We start from the raw sequence: 21651 nt of genomic DNA on the forward strand, positions 1-21651 counted from the left end.
GTCACCGACGACGGCCTCATCATGTACCGCGACCAGAGCCACCTGACCGCGACGTACGCGATGCGGTTCTCGAGCCAACTGGGGCGACGACTCGCCGCCCTGATGTCGTGACCGCTGCCGCGTCAGGAGGCTGTTTCGGTCTTCTCCCAGTAGGGCGCTCGTAGCTCGCGCTTGAGAGTCTTGCCGGATGCTGTGCGCGGGATCTCCGCGATGCGGCTGACACTCCTCGGGACTTTGTACGACGCGAGTCGTTCGCGCGCGAATGCGGCGATCGCCTCGTCGTCGATCGGTTCGCGCTCGACGACGACGGCATGCACGGCCTCGCCCCACTCGTCCGACGGCACCCCGAATACCGCAACGTCCGCGATGCTCTCGTGTTCCAGCAGCGCGGCCTCGATCTCGGCCGGATAAATGTTCATGCCGCCGGAGATGATCATGTCGTTCTTGCGGTCGCAGATGTAGTAGTAGCCCTCGTCGTCGAAGTACGCGACGTCGCCGACGGTCAGCCAGTCGCCGCGCTTCGCCGACTCGTACTTCTCCTCGGCCTTGTAGTAGGTGTCGAAGGCCGCTGCGCTGCGGACGTAGAGCTCACCGGGCGTCTGCGGCTCGGTGATGCGGTTGCCGTCGTCGTCGAAGAGGGCGAGCTCCACGCCGGGTGCCGGCTTGCCGCAGCTGCCGGGCTTGCGCATCTGGTCCTCGGGCGGCATCACCGTGTCGACGCCGAGCTCGGTGGAGCCGTAGACCTCCCAGAGGCTCGTGTCGCCGAACGCCTCGACGTAGCGGCGCTTGAGCTCGAACGGCCAGGGGGCCGCGTTGGCGATGACCCGCGCGAGCGACGACGTGTCGTAGCCCTTGATCACCTCGAGCCCGAGGTCGAGGATGCGCCGCACCGGCGTCGGCGCGGAGAACGTCGTCGTGACCTTGTGCTGCTGCACGAGCTCCAGCCAGTGCTTCGGGTCGAACTTGCGCTGCACGATCACGCAGCCGCCGGCCAGCTGCGGGAACGCCATGAAGCCCAACGGTCCCGAGTGGTAGAGCGGTCCGGTCGTCAGGTAGACGTCGCCGGGCTGGTAACCGACCCGCTGGAACAGCGCCATCGCGTTCTCGGTGCTGACACCGCCGGTGCGCAGCGCACCCTTGGGCTTGCCGGTCGTGCCGGACGTGTAGATCATCGTCGCGCCGGTGCCCGGCGCCGCATCGGCCGCGGTCTCCGGCTGGCCTGCTGCCAGCGTCTCGACGTGCTCGGCCCACTCGGGCACGGCGGGGGCGGCGCAGCGGAAGGCCAGCCAGTGCTCGACCTTGGGGCACTCCGCCCGGGCCGGGCCGAGCTGGTCGGCCTGGTCGATGTCGAACAGCACGACGGTCGCGTCGGAGTTGTCGATGACGTACGCCGCCTCGGACGAGGACAGCCGGTAGTTGAGCGGCACGGCGGTCGCGCCGGCCTTGCGGGCGGCCGCGATGATGACGACCACCTCGAGGCTGTTCTGCGCGCACCAGACGATCTTCGTCCCGGCGGCGACGCCCGCGTCGAGCAGGACGCGCGCCCAGCGGTTGGACATCGCGTCGTACTCGCGCCAGGTCAGGGTGCGGTCGTCCTCGACGACGGCGAGCGCGTCGGGCTGGGCCTGGGCGTGGGCGGCAACAAAATCCACGATCGCGGAGGTCATGGCGCCTGAGGTTAGGGCAGCCCCGACCCCCGGCGCGAGGCACCCGCATTTCTCCCTATCCTTCCGCCATGCGACGTCTGCCCATATTGTGTGTCGGCGTGGCCGCGGCCGGCCTGCTCACCGCCGGGTGCGGCGGGAGCGCGTCGCCGCACGCGCGGACGGCCGCGCAGTCGTCGCTGTCACCCTCGGCGAGCGCCACGGGAGGCACGCCGGCCGGCGCCGGCGCGCCGGCGGCGACTGCGTCCGCGGCCTCGGCGGCTCCGAGCAGCAGTGCGCGGTCCGGCTCCGGCTCCGGTCCGAAGCAGTCGCAGACTGCGACGTCGCCGTCCCTTCGGCAGGGGGGCTCCACCACGCAGGCGTTGCCACCGCTGACCAAGCAGGGCAGCTACACCTATGCCGTGCGCGGCACCGACAAGTCGCCGTTCGGCAACAAGGACATCAACGAGAACGCCACGTTGACCGTCGACCCGCCGTCCGGACGCCAGCAGCACCAGGCGTTGAAGGGCGCCGACGTCGCGCAGGCGCAGACGGTCGCCGTCCAGACCGGTGGCTACTACCTGGTCGACATCACGATCTCCACGCAGGGGTTCAACGAGGAGTTCCACGCCAACCCGCCGGTGCTCTACACGCCGGTCAACGCGAAGCCGGGCCAGCAGTGGTCGTGGCAGCTGAAGTCCGACGACGGCAAGTACACCGTGCACACCTCGTCGACGTTCGTCGGCGACCAGACGGTGGCGACCACCGGCGGCCAGTCGCTCACGACCTCGCTCGTGCACTCCGTCGTCACCATCAGCGGCAACGGCATCAACGCGACCAGCACGCAGGACGACTGGCTGTCACGGACCTACGTGCTCATCGTCAAGGAGCACGCAGTGATGCACGGCACCGGCTACGGCCAGACTTTCGACTCGGACGTGACGCGAACCCTGGTGAGCACCCACCCGGCGTGATTGGCTGGCCTCCTCGAACCAGGAGGTTGCGATGGCCGGCTTCGACCTCGTCATCCGCGGCGGCACCGTCGCCGACGGTACCGGCGAACCGCTGCGGACCGCCGACGTCGGTGTCCGCGACGGGGTGGTCGCCGCGGTCGGCTCCGTCGACGGCAAGGGCCGGCGCGAGATCGACGCCGACGGCGCGCTCGTCACGCCCGGTTTCGTCGACATCCATTCGCACTACGACGGCCAGGCGACCTGGGACAACCAGCTGACGCCGTCGTCGTGGCACGGCGTGACGACCGTCGTCATGGGCAACTGCGGCGTCGGGTTCGCGCCGGTGCGGCCGACCGACCACGCCCGGCTCGTCGACCTGATGGAGGGCGTCGAGGACATCCCGGGAGCCGCGCTGCACGAGGGCCTGACCTGGGACTGGGAGTCGTTCCCGGACTATCTCGACGCGGTCGAGCGGGTGCCCCACGACATCGACGTCGCCGCCCAGCTGCCGCACGGCGCGCTGCGGCTCTACGTGATGGGAGAGCGCGGCGCGCAGCGTGACGCAGCAACCCCTGAAGAGATCGCGGAGATGGGCCGGTTGGCGCGCGAGGCGGTCGAGGCCGGCGCGCTGGGCTTCACGACCTCACGCACGCTCAACCACCGCACGAAGAGCGGCGACTTCACCCCCACGCTCACCGCCGAGGGTGCCGAGCTCGTCGGCATCGCCCGGGCGATCGGCGCGAGCGGCAAGGGCGTGCTGCAGCTGATCTCCGACTTCGCCGACCTCGACGTGGAGTTCGCCCGGGTGCGCGCGATGAGCGAGGAGTCGGGGCGCCCGCTGTCGGTGTCGCTCACCCAGGTCGACATGCGCCCCGACTGGTGGCGCGAGCTGCTCGACCGCGTCGAGCAGGCCGCTGCCGACGGCCTGGCGGTGCGGGCGCAGGTGGCGCCGCGGCCGATCGGTGCGCTGTTCGGCCTGCAGGCGTCGCTGAACCCGTTCCTGCTCACCGAGGCCTACCGGTCGATCGCGGGCAAGGCGCTGGCCGACCGGGTCGCCGCGATGCGCGAACCCTCGCTGCGCGCCCGGATCCTGGACGAGGCACGCTGCGATCACGCCAAGGGCTGGGGCTGGCTGACTCGCTGGGACAAGATGTTCGTGCTCGGCGACCCGCCCGACTACGAGCCGCTCCCCGAGACATCGGTCGAGGGGCGCGCGCAGCGGCTCGGCGTGGCGGCCGACGAGCTGGCCTACGACCTGCTGCTCGAGGACGACGGCCGCTCGCTGCTCTACTTCCCGCTGTTCAACTACACCGACTTCAACCTCGACGTGGCGCGGCAGATGCTGCTGCACGACCGCACGCTCGTCGGCCTCGCCGACGGCGGCGCGCACGTCGGCACGATCTGCGACGCCAGCTTCCCGACCACGATGCTCACGCACTGGGGCCGCGACCGGTCCCGCGGCGAGCGGCTGGACCTGTCGTGGATCGTGAAGTCGATGACCTCCGACACCGCCGGCGCCGTCGGGCTCGCCGACCGCGGCGTGCTGGCGCCCGGCTGCAAGGCGGACGTCAACGTCATCGACTTCGAGCGCCTGACCCTGCACCACCCGGAGATGCTGTTCGACCTGCCCGCGGGCGGGAAGCGGCTGGTGCAGCGCGCCGACGGCTACCTCGCCACCGTGGTCAGCGGCGAGGTCGTCTACGAGGACGGCCGGCACACCGGCGCGTTGCCGGGCAGGCTCGTCCGCGGCTGAGCCCCGGGTCGAGCCCGAACCCGGCTCGAGGCTGAGCCTCGAGCCTCAGCTCGCCGACGCGCCGATCAGCGTCCGCAGCCGCTCCACCCGGCGCAGCACGCGGCCCGCCCCGATCTCGCTCAGCTGCGACGCGGCCTGGTCGAGCGCCGCCGACGCGGCCGGGCGCTGGCCGGCCTGGATCAACGCTTCGGCCAGCTCGACGCGGGCCACCTCGACCCAGAAGCGGGCGCCCATGTCGTCGAGCACGGCGATGCTGCGGCGCAGCTCCGGGAGCGGGTCCTCGGCCAGGTGCGCACGTGCGCGCAGCAGCTGCGCGGTGTACATGCGGTAGCGCCGGCCGGCGGGCAGCGTTTCCAGGACGTCGACGAGGTCCTGCAAACCGGTGCGGTCGTCCAGCTCGATCAGCATGTCGACCGCGAGCATCAGCGGCAGCGGCATGTCCTCCTGGCCGAGGTCGACCTCGGCCATGCCCATCAGCGCGTCGACGGCGATCCGTGCCGCTGCCGGCAGGTCACCGTGCATGCCGGTGGTGACCGACTCGGTGGTCAGGATCCACGACCGCACGACCGGGTCCACCTCCGCGCCCAGCCCTTCGACGAGCGCAGGCATGAGTGCGGAGTCGTCGGCCCACCACGCCATCAGCGCCTGCCCGGCGACGACGTAGGCCTCCCAGTCCAGGGCGTCGGTGCGCTCCCGTGCGGCGAGCAGCTCGCGAGCCGCGGCCCAGTCGCCGAGCAGGAGCAACCCGATGACGCCGAAGGCGTCGGCCCCCACCGTGGCCACCCCCAGGCTTCGCGCACTCTCGCCGCTCCGGCCGGCCATCTCCACGGCGTACGGCGCGTCGTCGTACATGCTCATGCTCGCCGCGTTGGCGAAGCCCGACGGTGCGCTCAGGTCACGGGGGTCGACGAGAGTCGCCGACGCGCGCTGCACGAGCGCGCCCAGCCGCCGGTAGCCGGCGACGCCGCACCACACCGCGATCGCATCGAGGGTGAGGCGGAAGTCCTCGTCGCTGCCGAAGCGCTCGACGTCGGCGAGGGCCGCGAGGACCACCTCCTGGGCCAGCGCCGCGTTGCGCGTGATCTGCTGCCCCAGCACCACGGTGCGAACCGCCAGCGCCAACGTGTCGACGCGGTCGGCCCGGCCGCGGCAGGTCTCGACGACGGCCAGGGCGTCGCGGGACGCGCCACCGGTGCGGTCGCCGAGCTGCCACTGCAGGTCGCTGCGGGAGATCAGGAGCCGCAGCGCGAGGGGGTCGTCGAGCATCCCCGCGCGCTCCGCCGCTGCGAGACCGCGCTCGATCAGCTCGCCGACCTCGTCGAGGTGACGGGCCACCCGCATGGTCAGGTCCGCCGCCGCCTGGCAGGCGCGCAGCACCACTGCGTCGGGCGGATCGAGATCCAGCAGCCGCCGGTAGTGCTGCACGGCGTCGAGCGGAGCGCCCACGGTCACCGCGTGCTCGGCCGCTCGCAGGAGGAGGGCGACCGCGCGCTGCTCCAGATCGTCGACGTCCTCATCGGGCACTGCGGCGGCCGCGTCGAGGCAGTGCTGGGCGACGACGCCGGCGAGCGCGTGGGCCTCCGGCAGTGCCTCCAGGTAGTCGGCGACCAGCAGATGGCGGGCCTTGCGGTCGCGGCGCGACAGCGTTTCGTAGGCGACGCCGCGCAGCAGCGCCTGGACGAACCGAAGCTGGCCGCGTTCGGGGGACCTCGGGTCGTCGTCGACGGTGAGGATCTCCTTGCGGCGCAGGCCGTCGAGCGCTGCGTCGAGATCCGTCCCCGAGGGCGTGAGGTGCTCGAGGCCGGAGCGGGTGAACGACAGCCCGAGGACGCTGGCGTCCTGCACCACCCGGCGCTCGTCGCCGTTCAGCGCATCGAGCCGCGCGGCGAGCAGCGCATGCAGCGTGGGCGGCGGGGCGAGTGCGGCGAGGTCGAGCGTGTCGAGAGTGTCGGGGCTGATGACGTAGCGACCGCCGACCGGCACGACGACGTCGCGGTCGATCAGCGACCGCACGGTCTCGACCGCGTAGAGCGGGACGCCTTCGGCGCGGCGTACGAGCTCGTCGCGCAGCTTCTCCGGGAGGTCGCGGACGAGCCCGTCGAGCAGGCGCTGCATCGCCGCGTCCGGCAGCGGGTCGAGGAAGACGGTGGTCGAACGGCGCCCCGTGCCGAGCCCGGGTCGGCGTGCGCTGACCTCCGGCCGGGCCAGTGCCAGGACCATGATCGGGGCGTTCGCCGCGTCGAGCAGGTGGTCGATGAAGTCGAGCAGGCCGTCGTCGGCCCACTGCAGGTCCTCGATGACGAGCGTGACGGACGAGCCGGAACTGCACAGCGCCTCGAGGAACCCTCGCCAGCAGGCGAACAGGTCGCCCTGCGGGAAGACGTCGTCGCTGCACCCGAGCAGTGACAGCAGCCGCGGGCGCAGCACGTCGCGCTCGGCCGGGTCGGCGACGTGCTTCTCGAGGCGGGCATCGAGGGCCGGGGCGACGACCTCCGGGTCCTCGTCGCTGACCCGCAGCAGCGAGCGGACCATCTCGGCGACAACGCGTCCGGCGACTCCTTGGCCGTAGGAGACGCAGCGCCCCCGCAGCCAGAACGTCGACGACGACGTGATCGCGTCGAGGTACTTCTCGAACTCCCAGGACAACCGGGACTTGCCGATACCGGGCTCACCGGCGACCAGCACCAGGCGGGCTCGCCGTTCCTCGCCCGTCGCGTGGAAGAGCTCTTTGACCAGCCGCAGCTCGCGGTCGCGGCCCACGAACGGCGCCTCGAGTCCGTCGACCCGTTGCGAGCCACCCACCGCGGCAGTCGTGCGCACCGCGCGGAAGAGCTCGATCGCTGTCGACTTGCCTTTGAGCTCGTGGCTGCCGGTGCTCTCGTAGGCCATGCTCGCGCTGGTGAGCGACCGGGTCGTGTCGTCGACCCACACCTCGCCCGGGCCGGCGGCGGCCTGCACCCGCGCCGCCGTGTTGACGGCGTCGCCGGCCACCATGCCTTCGCCGACCGCGCCGAGCGTCACGGCGACGGGGCCGGTCGTGATGCCGACGCGCATCGCGAGGCCCTCGATGCGAAGCTCCTCGCCGAGCGCGGTCACCGTGCTGACGAGGTCGAGCCCGGCGCGCACCGCGCGTTCGGCGTCGTCCTCGCGGGCCACCGGCACCCCGAACACCGCACACACGGCGTCGCCGATGAACTTCTCCACCGTCCCGCCGTAGCGCTCGACCACCGCGCGGGCCCGGTCGAAGTAGGCCGACAGCAGCTCACGCACCGCCTCCGGATCACGCGACTCCGACAGCGGCGTGAAGCCGACGAGGTCGGCGAACAGCAGCGAGGCGACCCGCCGCTCGCTCACCGGGGCCGCGGGGTCGGCCGTGCCGGTGGCGCCGGTCGCGCCCTCGACGGGCGGTGCGCCGTTGGCGGCGACGGCCGTTGCGGCCGGAGTCCGGCCGGGGAGCGGGCTGCCGCACTCGGCGCAGAAGCGGCCTCCGCTGGCGGGGGTGCCGCACGAGGTGCACGTCACGGACAGGGGGGCGCCGCACTCGGTGCAGAAGCGCGCGCCGGCCGGGTTCGCCGTTGCGCACGACGCGCACACCGGGCCACCGGTGGGTTGGGTCACGGTTCCCCCAGCAATGACGGCTCCGCCGATCTCGACGGGCGGCGGCTGTGCGCAGTCTCCACCGCCCGTCCGCGCGTGTCAGGCTCTTCGCGGCCTCGCCGCCGCCGCGTGTCCGCGCAGCAGGCCGGGTAGGCCGATGCCATGACGATGGACCGGGTCAACAAGGCGGCTGTCGAGCAGGCCCGGGCCCGCGGGCCGCGAACGCGGTGAGGTCGCGACGTCGGGCTGCGTCGCGACCGAAGTCGGGAGATGCTCGGGCGGTGCGACGGATCCGGCGGCTGCTCTCGGCGCTGAACGCACTGGCGCGCGACCCGCGGATCCCCAAGCCGGTCCGCTGGATCCTCGTGCTGTCGCTGCTGCCCGTGCCGGGACCGTTCGACGAGGCGGTGGGGCTGGTCGCGCTCGGCCTGATCGCGGTCTTCTGGCGCCCGGTGCTCCGCGACGTCCTCGGCCGGCAGGTCGCTGAGGATCGGCGCTGCGCCGCCGGCGGGGACGGCGCCCATTCCACCGTCAGCGGGCGGTCAGCCAGTCGACGATCAGACGGTTGACCTCGGCGGGTTTCTCCAGGTGCAGGAAGTGGCCGGCGCCATCGATGATCTCGGCTCGCGACCCGGCCGGCAGGAACTCCTCGGACCCCTCGACGAGGTCGGCACCCATGCAGCCGTCGTCCCGGCCGTGCAGGTAGAGCGTCGGAGGGCCGTCGTCGGAGGCGTCCGGGCCGCCCTCGAACATCGCCCGGTAGTAGCCCAGCGCGGCCGAGAGGTTGGCGGGATCGCGCAACGCGTCCTTCACGTGCGTCAGGTCCTCGGTGGCGTCGTAGCCGGGTGACCAGTCCCGCCAGAGCCCCTCGATGAACGCGAAGTCGTCGGCCGGCACGACCATGTCGGCGAACGGCGTCTGGAAGAAGTACATGTAGAACGACCGCTTGATCTGGGGGTAGCTCAGGAACGCCCGCATCACCGCACCCATGGGCGGCACCGCCATCGTCACGACCCGCCGCCAGACCGCCGGTTGCAGCGCCACGGACGTGTAGGCCGCGAGCGCGCCCCAGTCGTGGCCCACCACGACCGCGTCGTCGCCACCGCCGAGGGCGTCACGCAGGGCGATCGCGTCCTGCCCCCGGACCGTGCTGTTGTAGGAGCCGTCGCCCGGCAGCCCCGTGGGCGCGTAACCGCGGGTCCAGGGCGCCACCGCGTGGAAGCCGGCGTCGGCCAGCGCGGGCAACAGGTGCCGGAAGCTGTAGGCCGAGTCCGGGAACCCGTGCAGGCACAGCGCGAGCGGCCCGCTGCCCGCCTCGAGATAGGCGAAGTCGACGCCGTTCGCGGTGACCCGACCCTCGGCGAGCGCGGTCACGCGGACACGACCTCGTACGTCGGCGGGGTGCCGGAGATCCGGATCCGGGCGCCGACCAGGTTGCGCCCGGCGAGCGAAGCGAGCTGGCCCTCGGCGGCGGCCGCGGCCACCCGTTGCCCGTCGGGCGTCGTGGCGTAGACGGGTGCGGTGCGCACGCCCCCGTCGTTCTTGTCGTAGACGACGGTGGCGCCGGCCACGGTGGCCTCGCCGTCGTACGACGACAGCAAGGGCAGCGCGGAGTCGTCGATCGCCTGCTGCGCGGCCACCGTGTCGCCCGGCCGGAACCCCTCCGGTGGCGGGGTCGTGCCGTAGATGCCGGCGGCGTGCTTGGTGACGTACCAGCCGAGGCCGGTCACCAGCCCGAGCCCGCCGGACCCCCGCAAGGTGTCGACCATCGTCGCGATCGAGTGCGAGACGTAGTTGTTGCCCGGCCCGCCGAAGTAGGGCAGCCCGCCGGTCACCGTCGCGCGCCGCTGGTCGTCGGGCGAGATCCCCAACGTCTCCAGGGCCATCTGCACCGGCGCCGGGAAGCACGAGTAGAGGTCGAAGGCGCTCAGGTCGTCGACGCCGACCCCGGCGGCGGCGAGTGTCGCGCGGACCGCGGCGTCGATGCCCGGCGACGAGCCGAGGTCGGGCCGCTGCACCGGGTACCAGACGTCGGTGGCCTGCGCGCCCGCCCAGACGAACACCGCACGGTCGGCGACCCCGGCCGCCCGCGCCGCGGCCAGCGACGTGACCAGCAGCGCGGCGGCCTGGTTGACCGAGGGGAACGCGTTCATGAGCTTCGTGTAGGGCTCGGCGATGATCCGATTGCCGGAAGTCGGTGTTGCGATCTCGGCGGCGGAGCGGGCTTCGGGGAACCACGCGTGCGGGTGCTTCGCCGCCACCTCCGTGAACGGCGCCATCACCGTGCCGAGGTGGTCGCGGTGCGCCTGCAGGTCGCGGCCGGCGCGGTGAGCGCGCGCCGACTCGAGCATCGGGTAGACGTGCGCGGGCAGCGCCAGCCGGATCGCGAGCTCCTGCTCGCTGACGCCGGGCTTGTCCTCGCCGACGATCGTGTCGGGCTCGCGGTCGGTCGGGTGCGGTGGCGGCTCGGGCCGGCGGCGTACGGCGAACTGCGTCTCCGCGCCGACGATCAGCGTCGCCCGCAGCGCGCCCGCGGCGATGTCGGCCGCCGCCCGGTTGACCATCCACTGCGGGGTGTTGCCGCCGACGCTGCTGGTCTCGTGCACGGCCGGGGTCAGGCCCAGCTGCGCGGCGAGGTAACCGGCCGGGCTCGGCGGCACCGGGGACATGATCGAGACGACCGTGACCCGGTCGACCTGCCGGTCGAGGCCCGGTGCCTGCTCGAGGGCGATCCGGCCGGCCCGCTCGGCGAGCTCGATCGCGGCGGGCTCCCCTTCGCGCTCGGTCACCTGGCCGGCGGCGATGACGACCGGGATCCGCTCTTCGTCGGCGTACATAGAGGCGGACAGTAACGTCCGGCCTATGCGCCCCTTGGAAGGCATCACCGTCGTCGCCCTCGAGCAGGCGGTCGCCGCACCGATCGCCACCCGCCACCTCGCCGACCTCGGCGCCCGGGTGCTCAAGGTCGAGCGGCCGGACGGCGGCGACTTCGCCCGGGCCTACGACGACAAGGTCAAGGGGCTTGCCAGCCACTTCGTCTGGCTCAACCGGTCGAAGGAGTCGGTGACCCTCGACATCAAGACCGACGGCGGCCGGCGGGTGCTCGCCGACCTGGTCGCGCGGGCGGACGTCTTCCTGCAGAACCTCGCGCCCGGTGCGCTCGCCCGGCTCGGTTTCGACAGCGCCGGCCTGCGGCAGCGCCACCCGCTGCTGATCACCTGCGACATGTCGGGCTACGGCTCGGCCGGGCCCTACCGCGACAAGCGCGCCTACGACCTGCTCGTGCAGTGCGAGACGGCGCTGGTCGCGGTGACCGGGCCGCCCGAGCAGCCCGCCAAGACCGGCGTACCCGCAGCCGACATCGCCGCCGGCATGTACGCCTACTCCTCGATCCTCGCCGCGCTGTTCGCCCGCGAGCGCACCGGCGAGGGCACGGCCATCGAGGTCAGCATGTTCGACTCACTCGCCGAGTGGATGGGCTACCAGCTCTACGCCACCCGCTACAGCGGCGTCGCCCCGCCGCGCTCCGGCCTGAGCCACCCGACGATCGCGCCGTACGACGCCTACGAGACCGCCGACGGCCACTCGGTCGTGCTCGGGATCCAGAACGACCGGGAGTGGGTGCGCCTCGCCGAGGGCGTGCTGCAGCGCCCGGAGCTCGCGACCGACCCCGACTTCGCGACCAACCGCGCCCGGGTCGCCAACCGGGCCCGCACCGACGCGGTCGTGGCAAAGGCGCTGAAGACGCTGACCGCGCAGGAGGCCGTACGCCGGCTTGACGCCGCCCAGATCGCGAGCGCCCGGCTCAACACGGTCGAGGAGTTCCTCGACCACCCGCAGCTGGCGGCACGCCACCGCTGGCGCGAGGTCGACACCCCGGCCGGGCCCATCCAGGGCCTGCTGCCGGTGCCGGTGATGTCCGGGGTCGAGATGCGGATGGATCCGGTGCCGGCGCTCGGGGAGCACACCGACGCGGTGCTGCGTGAGCTCGGCTACGACGACGAGCGGATCCGCGCACTGCACGAGGAGCAGGCGGTATGAGCGGGGTGCGGGTCGAGGACCGCGACGACGTCCGCTGGATCGTCTTCGACCGGCCGGAGGCCCTCAACGCGCTGACCCGGGCGGACCTGCGCGACGCCACCCGGGCGACCGTGGAGGCGCCCGGCCGCGCGATCGTCTACACCGGTGCCGGGGAGCGGGCGATGTGCGCGGGCATGCACGTCGAGTCCTTCCAGGGGCTGTCGCCCGACCAGGCCCGGGCGCTCATCAGCGAGGTCGGCGGCTTCGTCGGCGCCGCGCGCACCAGCCCCCTGGTCACCGCGTGCGCGGTCGACGGCTACTGCCTCGGCGCGGCCCTGGAGCTGGCGATGGGCTGCGACCTGCGGGTGACCACGACGCGTGCGGTCTTCGGGATGCCGGAGATCCGCGTCGGCATCCCGTCGGTCGTGGAGGCGGCCCTGCTGCAGCAGTACGTCGGGCTCGCCAAGGCCCAGGAGATGCTGCTCACCGGCGACCTGTGGCCGGTGGCCGAGCTGCCCGGCCTGGCCAACACCGTCGTCGAGCCGGACCGGCTGGGTGCCGCCACCGAGGAGCTGCTGGCCAAGGTCACCCGTCACTCGCCGGCCGCCCTGGCCAGCCAGAAGCGGCTGTTCCGCACCTGGCAGGACTTCTCGCTGACCGAGTCGATCGCGCGCAGCATCGACGAGTTCGCCGCGGTCTTCGCCGACCCGGTGACGGCCCGCCACGTCGACGAGCACGTGGCCCGGGTCCGGAAGCGCCCGTGACCGTGGCATAGTCCGGCGGCGTGCTGACCTCCTTCGACGACTACCCGGTCCACCAGACGCCGCTGCCGGTCGCGAACCCCGGCACCGGCGACCGCAACTTCTACGACCGCTACTTCTTCAACGGCTACGACGCCGACGGCGAGCTGTTCTTCGCGGTGGCCATGGGGCTGTATCCCAACCGCCAGGTGGCCGACGCCTCCTTCAGCGTCCTGCGCGACGGCGTACAGACGTCGCTACACACCTCGAAGCAGGCCTCGCCGGAGCGGCGCGACACTCGGGTCGGCAGCATCGCGGTCGAGGTCGTCGAGCCGCTGCAACGGTTGCGCGTGCGGGTCGACGAGGGGGACCTGCGGGCCGACCTCACGTTCGACGCGCGCAGCGCGCCGATCGAGGAGCCGCGCACGCTCGCCTTCAACGGCCCCCGAGTCTCCATGGACTCCACCCGGCTCACGCAGTTCGGCCGCTGGAGCGGCTCGATCACCGTCGACGGCCAGACGATCGAGGTGCGGCCCGACCGCGTCTCCGGTTGCCGCGACCGGTCGTGGGGCATCCGGGCCGGGCTCGGGGAGCCGGAGGTCAACCCGCCCGGCCCGCTGCCGCAGGTCTACTGGATCTGGACGCCGCTGCAGCTCGCCGACCGATGCATCCTCTTCGACTCCTTCGAGTACGCCGACGGCCGGCGCTGGCACGAGTTCGGTGTCGTGTGGCCCGACCAGGGCGAGCCGACCTACATGCGCGCGGTCGACCACGACGTCGACTGGCAGCCGGGCACCCGCCGCGGGCGGCAGGTGACGCTGCGGCTCGAGCCGGCCGGCGGCGAGCTGCTCGAGGTACGGATGACGCCCAAGCTGCGGTTCCAGATGCTCGGTCTCGGCTACCTGCACCCGGAGTGGGGGCACGGCCGCTGGCACGGTGGCGCCGTCTCCCACCTCGAGCGGTGGCGCGTCGACGACCTCGACCCGCTCGCGCCGCAGCACATCCACGTGCAGCAGGTGTGCGACGTCGAGGTCGGCGACGAGCGCGGCGTCGGCATCCTCGAGCAGCTGGTCATCGGCCCGCACGAGCGGTCGGGGTTGCGCGACCTGTTCGACGGCGCGCCGTGAGCACCGACCTCGCCGACCGGGTCGAGACCTACCTGCGCGGGGCGCTCGAGCGACCCGAGCTGCAGGTCACCGGCCTGCGCCGCGTCTTCGGCGGCTTCTCCCGGCACACCTACATCGTCGAGGTCGACGAGGGGCCGGCGCTGGTGGCCCGGCTCGACCCCGAAGTCTCGTTGCTCGAGAGCAACCGCACCGTCGAGTTCGGCCTCTACCGGGCGATGGCCGACGTGGCAGGGGTGCCGGTGCCGGTCGCGGTGCTCGACGAGGACGACCCCGGCCCGCTCGGCCGGCCGTTCTTCCTGATGCACCGGGTCCCCGGCACCGCCAGCCAGGAGCAGCTCCTGCCGTCCCCGCACCGCGACGACATCGGGCGGCAGGCCATCGACATCCTCGGGCGGATCGCCACCTGCGACTGGCACAAGCTCGGTGTCGGCGACCTGCTGACCGAACCCGCCGAGCCATGGCGCGCCGAGCTCGACAAGTGGGAGCAGGTCGTCGACACCCACCAGCTCGGTCCGATGCCGGTCACCCGTGCGGTGCTGCGCTGGTTGCGGCGCAACCCGCCTCCGCCGCCTCGACGCATCGCCCTGGTCCACGGCGACTACCGCACCGAGAACTTCCTCTTCGACGGCCCGCAGGTCACCGCCGTCCTCGACTGGGAGATGGCGCACCTCGGCGACCCGCTCGAGGACCTGTCGTGGTGGATGCTCGACAACTGGCGGTACGACCGCGAGCGTCCGGGCCTGATCGGGGCCTTCTTCCCGCGCGAGGAGTTCGTCGCCCACTGGGAACGGGCCAGCGGGCTGACCGCCGACGAGGCGGCGCTGCGCTGGTGGACGCTGCTGTCGCACGTCAAGGCCAACGCGATCTGGATCACCGCCGGCCACCGGTTCGCGCTCGGCGAGACCGGCGACCTGGCCATGCCGGTCATCCCGTGGGTCTACGTCAACCAGCAGGAGGCGTGGATGCTCGCCGAGCTGGTGGCGGCGGGGGGCGCGCCGGCTCCGGCAGCGGCAGGAGCGACGACATGAGGCCGCCGGCTTCCCAGGTGCTCTTCGGCATGTTCATGCGGTTCACCGCGATGTCGGAGGAGTCCGCCGATGACTTCGCCCGCGGCGAGTTGCGCATCCTCGGCATCTTCGCGGCGCTGCTCGGCGTCGAGGCCGAGCGGGCCGCCGCGGTGCGGGTCGCCGAGATCGAGGCGCTGCGCCCCCTGCTGACCCGCGGCGTCGGCGTCGTACCGCACGAGCTGTCGGCGCAGCTGCAGGCGGCCCTCGACGAGACCGCCGGCAGCGGCCGGCCCGAGGAGCTGGCCGTCAGCGCGCTGGAGGCACGCATGAGCCGGTTGCAGGAGGGGTTCGTCCAGCTCCAGGCCTGGCTGGAGGAGCACGCGGCCGACGATGCCGCGCGCGAGTTGCTCGCCGACTGCTGGGCGGAGCTGCACGCGTCGGTCGCGCGGAAGGCGTTCCCCCTGCCCTGACCTCTCGGCGGGCTGGCTTAGCCTGTGCCCGTTCTGTACTGAAAGCCAGCACGCCGGAGGTCGTCATGCGGATACCGCTCGGGGCCAAGATCGTCGCGCTCTCGGCTGCGTCCGTCGTGGCGCTCGCCGGATGCGGCGGAAGCAGTGGGGGAAGCACCGCCGGCAACAGCACTACGCCGAGCGCGAGCGCGTCGACGCAGAACACCGCCCAGGAGACCGCTGCGGCCAAGACGGCCTTTCAGCAGTTCTTCGACCCGACCACGTCGCTCGACCAGCGGGTCAAGCTGCTGCAGAACGGCGAGCAGTTCCGCTCGGCGCTGGAGGCGCAGGCCAAGAGCCCGCTCGCGAAGTCGGCGTCGGTCAAGGTCAACGACGTCACGGTCAGCGGCGACACCGCGACCGTGGCCTTCGACATCCTGCTCAACGGCAAGCCCGCCCTGGGCCACCAGACCGGTCACATGGTCAAGACCGGTGGACAGTGGCAGGTGTCCACCGCGACGTTCTGCACCCTGCTGCAGCTCCAGGGCGGCGCGCCGGCGTCCTGCCCGTCGGCGGCGGCTTCGGCCGGCGCGACCGCTTCGCCCTGACGCCCGGTTTGCCCGCTTGCGGGTGGAGGCGTCGCAAGCCGGCTCCGCCCGGCGGATAACATCCCGGTTCGAGCGGCCGCCCCCCGGTCGCGGTCCGGTCGGGAGGTCGACTCGTGCAGCCCCTGCGCGTCGCGCTGCTCTCCTACCGCAGCGAGCCCCACTGCGGCGGGCAGGGCGTCTACGTCCGGCGGCTCAGCCGTGAGCTCGCCGCGCTCGGGCACCGGGTCGAGGTCTTCTCCGGTCCGCCCTACCCCCAGCTCGACGCGGGCGTCGGCCTGACCGAGGTCCCGAGCCTCGACCTCTACCGCCAGCCCGACCCGTTCCGGGTCCCGCACCCGCGGGAGTTCCACAGCGGCGTCGACGTGCTCGAGTTCGCGATGATGTGCACGGCGGCGTTCCCCGAGCCGCTGACGTTCAGCCTGCGGGCCGCCCGGGCGTTGCGCCACCGGCTCGCCGACTTCGACGTCGTGCACGACAACCAGTGCCTCGGCTACGGCATGCTCCGCATCGCCCACGACCTGCCGATGGTGGCGACCATCCACCACCCGATCACGGTCGACCGCAGGCTTGACCTGGCGGCCGCACCGCTGCGCCGCCAGGTCCCGGTGCGCCGCTGGTACGGCTTCCTGCGGATGCAGAAGCGGGTCGCCCGCAGGATGGAGCACGTCATCACCGTGTCGGACAACTCCCGGCACGACCTCGTCCGCGACTTCGGCCTGCGCCCGCAGGACCTGCGCGTGATCCCCGTCGGGGTCGACGGCGAGGTGTTCCGGCCCCACGAGGCGCCTCGAGTCGAGGGCCGCATCGTCGCGATGGCCAGCGCCGACGTGCCGCTCAAGGGCGTGCGCACGCTGCTCGAGGCCGTCGCCAAGTTGCGCACCGAGCGCGATGTGCACGTCGTCATCGTCGGCCGCCCCAAGCCGGGCGGGCCGACCGAGAAGCTGCTCGACGACCTCGACCTGCACGACGCCGTGCGCTTCGTGAAGGGGATCAGCGACGCGGAGCTGGCCGCGCTGCTGGCCTCCGCGCAGGTGGCGTGCGTGCCGTCGCTCTACGAGGGCTTCTCGTTCCCGGCGATCGAGGCGCTCGCCTGCGCCACCCCGCTGGTGGCGACCCGGGCCGGCGCGCTGCCCGAGGTCGTCGGCCCCGACGGCGAGTGCGCGCTGCTCGTCGACCCGGGCGACGCCGGGCAGCTGGCCGGCGCGATCGCCCGCCTGCTCGACGACCCGCCCCTGCGCGACCGCCTCGGCGCGGCCGGCCGGCGGCGGGTGCTCGACCGCTACTCGTGGCGCGCCATCGCCGAAGCCACCGCCCAGTGCTACGCCGACGCCATCGCGCGGAGGGCCGCGGCGTGCTGACCGTGGACTTCGACCGCTTCCCGGTCGAGCCCGGTCAGCGCGTGCTCGACCTGGGCTGCGGCGCCGGCCGGCACGCGTTCGCGCTCGCCCGCCGTGGCGCCGACGTCGTCGCGCTCGACCGCGACGCCAAGGAGATCCAGGGTGTCGCCGAGCTGTTCGCCGCGATGCGGCACGAGGGCGAGATCCCCGACGGCACGAAGACCGTCGCCATGCGTGGTGACGCCTACGCACTGCCGTTCCCCGACGCGTCGTTCGACCGCGTCGTCGCCGCCGAGATCCTCGAGCACATCCCCGACGACACCCGGGCGATGGCCGAGCTGGTGCGGGTGCTGCGGCCCGGCGGCCTGGCCGCGATCACGGTGCCTCGCTGGCTGCCCGAGCAGGTGTGCTGGGCGCTGTCCGACGACTACCACACCGTCGAGGGCGGCCACGTGCGCATCTACCGCGGCCACGAGCTCGCGGCGAAGCTCGGCTCGGCGGGGCTGGAGCCGCTCGACCGCCACCACGCGCACGGGCTGCACTCGCCCTACTGGTGGCTCAAGTGCGCCGTCGGCGTACGCAACGACGACCACGTGCTGCCGCGCCTCTACCACCGGCTGCTGGTGTGGGACATCACCCATCGGCCGCTCGTCACCCGGGTCGCCGAGCGGGTGCTCAACCCGCTCATCGGCAAGAGCCTGGTCGTCTACCTGCGCAAGCCGGAGGCCATGCGTGTCGCGGCCTGACCTGCCGGCCGTCGACGGCATCGTCACCGCCGCCGACGTCGCCGCCACCGCCGCCAGCATCGCGGCGGTGCAGGAGCCGTGGGGCGCGATTCCGTGGTTCCCCGGCCACACTGCCGACGCCTGGAACCACGTCGAGGCCGCGATGGCGTTGACGGTCGGCGGCCTCGACGACGCGGCGGTCCGGGCCTACGAGTGGCTGCGCCGCAGCCAGCGCGCTGACGGCTCGTGGCCGACGCTGTGGCGCGAGGGGCGGGTCGAGGACCCGATCGCCGACACCAACCAGTGCGCCTACGTCGCGGTCGGCGTCTGGCACCACTGGCTGCTGCGTCGCGACGAGTCCTTCGTCGTGCGGATGTGGCCGACCGTGCGGCGCGCCCTCGACTACGTCGTGGGGCTGCAGACCGACCGCGGCGAGTTCCCGTGGAAGCGCGAACCCGACGGCACCCTCGGCGAGTTCGCGCTGCTGACCGGCTGCTCGAGCACCTACCAGAGCCTGCGGGCGGGGCTCGCGCTCGCGGCCTTCCTCGACGAGCCGCAGCCGGAGTGGGAGATGGCCGCCGGGCGGGTGGCCCACGTCGTCGCCGAGCACCCCGAGGCGTTCGCCGACAAGAGCACCTTCTCGATGGACTGGTACTACCCGGTGCTCGGCGGCGCGGTCCGCGGTGACGCCGGTTTCGCCCAGCTCGCGAGCCGCTGGGACGAGTTCATCGTGCCGGGCCTCGGCTGCCGCTGCGTGCACGACCAGCCGTGGGTGACCGGCGCTGAGACCTGTGAGCTGGTGATCGCCCTCGACGCCCTGGGGGACGGCGACCGGGCCCACGAGATGTTCGCGATGATGCAGCACCTGCGTGCCGCCGACGGCGCCTACTGGACCGGCTACCAGTACGTCAACCGGGTCAACTGGCCGGCCGACCGCAGCACCTACACTGCGGCCGCCGTCGTGCTCGCCGCCGACGTCCTGTCACGCACCACGCCCGGCGCGACGCTGTTCCTGGCCGACGACCTGCCGAGCGGGGTCGACCTCGCCCGCGGCGCGTGTGGCTGCCCCTCGGACCTGGAGTGGGCCTACGAGCCGTGGGAGTCAGCCTCCGTCGGCGGCGATCCGCTCGAGCACTCGTAGCGAACCCACCTGCCGCACCTCGCGGAAGTCGCCGCTGTCGAGCGCGCGCAGGTAGACGTGGTACGGCGGCTGCCCGCCGTCGGCCGGGTCCGGGAACACGTCGTGGATCGCGAGCACGCCACCGACCATCACGTGCGGCGACCAGGCGCCGTAGTCGGTCTGCGCCTCCTCCTCGCTGTGGCCGCCGTCGATGAACAGCATCGCCAGCGGGGTCGACCACAGCGCCGCGACGCCGGCCGAGCGGCCGACGACCGCGACGACGGTCTCCTCGAGCCCGGCCTGCTCGATCGTGCGGCGGAAGTGCGGCAGCGTGTCCATCCGCCCGCTCGCGGGGTCGACGACCGAGGGGTCGTGCCACTCCCAGCCGGCTTGGTTCTCCTCCGACCCGCGGTGGTGGTCGACGGTCACCACCCGGCCGCCCACCGCCTGCGCTCCGGCGCCCAGGTAGACCGCGGACTTGCCGCAGTAGGTGCCGACCTCGAGCACCGGGCCGCGCGCCGCGGCGGCGTAGGCCGTCTCGTAGAGCGCGAGGCCCTCGGCGGGCGGCATGAAGCCCTTGGCGCCTTCGGCGACCGCCCGCAGGTCGGCGGGCATCGGCGGCGCGGTCACCGCGTCAGGGTAGGGGACGCTAGTTGCTGAGGTAGGCGCAGGCGAAGCCGACCATCGTGCCGACCATCGCGAGGTTGGTCAGCGCGCCGCGCCACGTCATCTTCTTGCGACCGGCGGCGACCAGGCTGTTGAGGCAGAACGCCGAGCCGACGGCGGCGCCTGCCATCAGCAGCCGCTCCCGCTCGTCCTCGTCGTCCACGTGCTGCAGCAGCACGCCGTAGGTGGTCAGCCAGAAGCCCAGGCCCCGGATGAGGTCGGTGGTGGCGCCGGCGTTCGGGTCGACGCCGTCGAGGTGCGCCTGGAGCCGCGGGAAGGCGATCATCGACGTGCCCATCGCTAGCGTGCCGATCTCGACGGCTGCCAGCGTGTCGGCCTTCTTCATCGTGAGAGCGGCCAGCCCGAGTCCGGTCGCGGCCTTCGTCTTCTTCGACATGTGCTGCCTCCGTGTGCTGTCTGCTGCTGTGCCCGGCGTACCGGGACCGCGGTGGGCGCAAACGTCGCGAGCATGTCACGCTGGCGCGGTGAGGCAATCCGGGCGTGACCTGGCGGTCGCCGGCATCGTCGTCGCCTGGGTCGCCGCGGTGCTCTCGCTCGATACGATCGCGACCCTCACCGAGCAGCGGCTGCTCGGCGTCGGTACGGCGCTGCTGCTGGCCGCCCTGCTGGCCCGGGAGCCGGTGCGGGTGCGCATCCAGGTGCTGGTCGTCGTCGTCTTCGCGACCGCGGTGGAGTTCACGTTCGCCGGCTGGCTCGGCACCTACGTCTACCGGCTGCACAACGTGCCGTGGTTCGTGCCTCCGGGCCACGGGCTGGTCTACCTCGGCGCGCTCGCGCTCGGCCGGTCGCCGCTGTTCGCCGCCATCCGCCGCCCGCTGGTCACGGGCACGCTGGTCGTCGGCGCCGCCTACGCCGGGTGGGGCCTGGCGATCAGCTCGCGGCTCGACGTGCTCGGGGCGTTCTGGTTCTGCTGCCTCGCGGCGTTCCTGCTGCGCGGGCGGGCGCCGCTGGTCTACGTCGGCGCCTTCGTGATGGTCACCTACCTCGAGCTGCTCGGCACCGGGCTCGGGACCTGGACCTGGGGCACGCACGACCCGATCCTCGGGATCGTGGCGATGGGCAACCCGCCGAGCGGCGCCGCCGGCGGCTACGGGTTCTTCGACGCGGCCGCCCTGGCGCTCGCACCGGCGATCCAGCGGGCGGTCAGCCGCCGTCCCGCAGCAGTGCCAGCACCTCCTCGTGCAGCCGACCGTTGGAGCACAGCACGCTCCCCCCGTCCGGCCGCGGAGACCCCGACAGGTCGCTGAACCGCCCGCCGGCCTCCTCGACGATCACCTGCAGGGCGGCGAGGTCCCACAGCGACACCTCGGGCTCGGTCGACACGTCGACCGCACCCTCCGCCACCAGCACGTGCGACCAGAAGTCGCCGAAGGCGCGGGTGCGCCACACCCGCCGCGTCAGGTCGAGGAATGCGGGCAACCGGCCGCGCTCCTCCCATCCGGTCAGGCTCGAGTAGGACAGGTGCGCATCGGCGAGAGCGTCGACTCCGGACACCCGGCAGGCGCGTGCGTCGGCCCTCGACGGGCCCGTCCAGGTGCCGCTCCCGCGGGCCGCCCACCAGCGCCGGCCGAGCATGGGCGCCGACACCACCCCGGCGGCGACCTCGCCGTCGACCTGCAGCGCGACCAGCGTCGCCCAGACCGGCACGCCGCGGACGAAGTTCTTGGTGCCGTCGACCGGGTCGACGATCCAGCGCCGCGGCCCGTCGCCGGTCGCGCCGTACTCCTCGCCGAGCACCGCGTCGCCCGGCCGCTCCGCCGCGACCAGCCGCCGCAGCTCGCGCTCCACCGCCTGGTCGGCGTCGCTCACCGGGGTCAGGTCCGGCTTGGTCTCGACCCGGAGGTCGAGCGCCCCGAACCGGGCCAGCGTGATGGCGTCCGCGGTG

Annotated in this window: 20 protein-coding genes; 13 read left to right on the top strand and 7 right to left on the bottom strand. The window is 73.0% G+C overall.

What is annotated here, in order from left to right; all coding sequences use genetic code 11:
• Window positions 1-122 precede the first annotated feature (122 nt).
• Window positions 123-1667 (bottom strand): AMP-binding protein, encoded by a 1545-nt coding sequence (locus VFJ21_06120; GenBank protein ID HET7406697.1) that lies wholly within the window; start codon window positions 1665-1667, stop codon window positions 123-125.
• A gap of 68 nt (window positions 1668-1735) precedes the next feature.
• On the opposite strand from VFJ21_06120, the gene VFJ21_06125 reads away from it, so the two are divergent.
• The gene (locus VFJ21_06125; protein ID HET7406698.1) at window positions 1736-2617 is read left to right on the top strand and encodes a hypothetical protein; all 882 of its coding nucleotides are present in this window, start codon (window positions 1736-1738) and stop codon (window positions 2615-2617) included.
• Between the two features lie 31 nt (window positions 2618-2648).
• Complete coding sequence (locus VFJ21_06130) at window positions 2649-4349, top strand: amidohydrolase family protein (GenBank protein ID HET7406699.1); 1701 nt, start codon at window positions 2649-2651, stop codon at window positions 4347-4349.
• A gap of 45 nt (window positions 4350-4394) precedes the next feature.
• Here the strand turns inward: VFJ21_06130 and VFJ21_06135 are convergent, their stop codons facing one another.
• A complete protein-coding gene (locus tag VFJ21_06135; protein HET7406700.1) occupies window positions 4395-7967 on the bottom strand; it encodes an adenylate/guanylate cyclase domain-containing protein in 3573 nt (1190 codons plus the stop codon).
• A gap of 260 nt (window positions 7968-8227) precedes the next feature.
• Here VFJ21_06135 and VFJ21_06140 point away from each other — a divergent pair, with 260 nt between their 5' ends.
• A complete protein-coding gene (locus tag VFJ21_06140) occupies window positions 8228-8515 on the top strand; it encodes a hypothetical protein (protein ID HET7406701.1) in 288 nt (95 codons plus the stop codon).
• Here VFJ21_06140 and VFJ21_06145 read toward each other — a convergent pair.
• Together VFJ21_06145 and VFJ21_06150 are read right to left on the bottom strand one after the other, a co-directional pair.
• Window positions 8478-9320: an alpha/beta hydrolase gene (locus tag VFJ21_06145; protein HET7406702.1), complete on the bottom strand. Its 843-nt coding sequence runs from the start codon at window positions 9318-9320 to the stop codon at window positions 8478-8480. The two genes, VFJ21_06140 and VFJ21_06145, sit on opposite strands and share 38 nt — an antisense overlap.
• Window positions 9317-10783 (bottom strand): acetyl-CoA acetyltransferase, encoded by a 1467-nt coding sequence (locus tag VFJ21_06150; GenBank protein ID HET7406703.1) that lies wholly within the window; start codon window positions 10781-10783, stop codon window positions 9317-9319. Before VFJ21_06150 ends, VFJ21_06145 begins: the two co-directional genes overlap by 4 nt.
• A gap of 25 nt (window positions 10784-10808) precedes the next feature.
• On the opposite strand from VFJ21_06150, the gene VFJ21_06155 reads away from it, so the two are divergent.
• From VFJ21_06155 to VFJ21_06195, 9 genes are all read left to right on the top strand, one after another.
• Complete coding sequence (locus VFJ21_06155; GenBank protein ID HET7406704.1) at window positions 10809-11987, top strand: CaiB/BaiF CoA-transferase family protein; 1179 nt, start codon at window positions 10809-10811, stop codon at window positions 11985-11987.
• A complete protein-coding gene (locus VFJ21_06160) occupies window positions 11984-12730 on the top strand; it encodes an enoyl-CoA hydratase-related protein (GenBank protein HET7406705.1) in 747 nt (248 codons plus the stop codon). Before VFJ21_06155 ends, VFJ21_06160 begins: the two co-directional genes overlap by 4 nt.
• A gap of 20 nt (window positions 12731-12750) precedes the next feature.
• Entirely contained in the window at window positions 12751-13833 is a 1083-nt protein-coding gene (locus tag VFJ21_06165; protein HET7406706.1) for a hypothetical protein, read from the top strand.
• Window positions 13830-14861 (top strand): phosphotransferase family protein, encoded by a 1032-nt coding sequence (locus VFJ21_06170; protein ID HET7406707.1) that lies wholly within the window; start codon window positions 13830-13832, stop codon window positions 14859-14861. Before VFJ21_06165 ends, VFJ21_06170 begins: the two co-directional genes overlap by 4 nt.
• The gene (locus VFJ21_06175; protein HET7406708.1) at window positions 14858-15310 is read left to right on the top strand and encodes a hypothetical protein; all 453 of its coding nucleotides are present in this window, start codon (window positions 14858-14860) and stop codon (window positions 15308-15310) included. Before VFJ21_06170 ends, VFJ21_06175 begins: the two co-directional genes overlap by 4 nt.
• Window positions 15311-15375: 65 nt before the next feature.
• Window positions 15376-15897, top strand: a complete 522-nt coding sequence (locus tag VFJ21_06180) for a hypothetical protein (protein ID HET7406709.1) — start codon at window positions 15376-15378, stop codon at window positions 15895-15897.
• A gap of 122 nt (window positions 15898-16019) precedes the next feature.
• A complete protein-coding gene (locus VFJ21_06185; GenBank protein ID HET7406710.1) occupies window positions 16020-17255 on the top strand; it encodes a glycosyltransferase family 4 protein in 1236 nt (411 codons plus the stop codon).
• Window positions 17249-17980, top strand: coding sequence for a methyltransferase domain-containing protein (locus VFJ21_06190; protein ID HET7406711.1), 732 nt, complete (start codon window positions 17249-17251; stop codon window positions 17978-17980). Before VFJ21_06185 ends, VFJ21_06190 begins: the two co-directional genes overlap by 7 nt.
• Window positions 17967-19100: a prenyltransferase gene (locus tag VFJ21_06195; GenBank protein HET7406712.1), complete on the top strand. Its 1134-nt coding sequence runs from the start codon at window positions 17967-17969 to the stop codon at window positions 19098-19100. Before VFJ21_06190 ends, VFJ21_06195 begins: the two co-directional genes overlap by 14 nt.
• On the opposite strand, the gene VFJ21_06200 is transcribed toward VFJ21_06195, so the two are convergent.
• Together VFJ21_06200 and VFJ21_06205 are read right to left on the bottom strand one after the other, a co-directional pair.
• Window positions 19062-19694: a class I SAM-dependent methyltransferase gene (locus tag VFJ21_06200; protein ID HET7406713.1), complete on the bottom strand. Its 633-nt coding sequence runs from the start codon at window positions 19692-19694 to the stop codon at window positions 19062-19064. The two genes, VFJ21_06195 and VFJ21_06200, sit on opposite strands and share 39 nt — an antisense overlap.
• Window positions 19695-19728: 34 nt before the next feature.
• Window positions 19729-20142, bottom strand: coding sequence for a hypothetical protein (locus VFJ21_06205; protein ID HET7406714.1), 414 nt, complete (start codon window positions 20140-20142; stop codon window positions 19729-19731).
• Window positions 20143-20230: 88 nt separating this feature from the next.
• On the opposite strand from VFJ21_06205, the gene VFJ21_06210 reads away from it, so the two are divergent.
• A complete protein-coding gene (locus VFJ21_06210; protein HET7406715.1) occupies window positions 20231-21013 on the top strand; it encodes a hypothetical protein in 783 nt (260 codons plus the stop codon).
• Here the strand turns inward: VFJ21_06210 and VFJ21_06215 are convergent.
• Window positions 20910-21651: inositol monophosphatase family protein (locus VFJ21_06215; GenBank protein ID HET7406716.1), on the bottom strand; the 742-nt coding region annotated here is incomplete at its 5' end. The two genes, VFJ21_06210 and VFJ21_06215, sit on opposite strands and share 104 nt — an antisense overlap.

It is taken from the genome of Mycobacteriales bacterium, from assembly GCA_035690485.1.
Lineage (GTDB): Bacteria > Actinomycetota > Actinomycetes > JAFAQI01 > DASSKL01 > DASSKL01.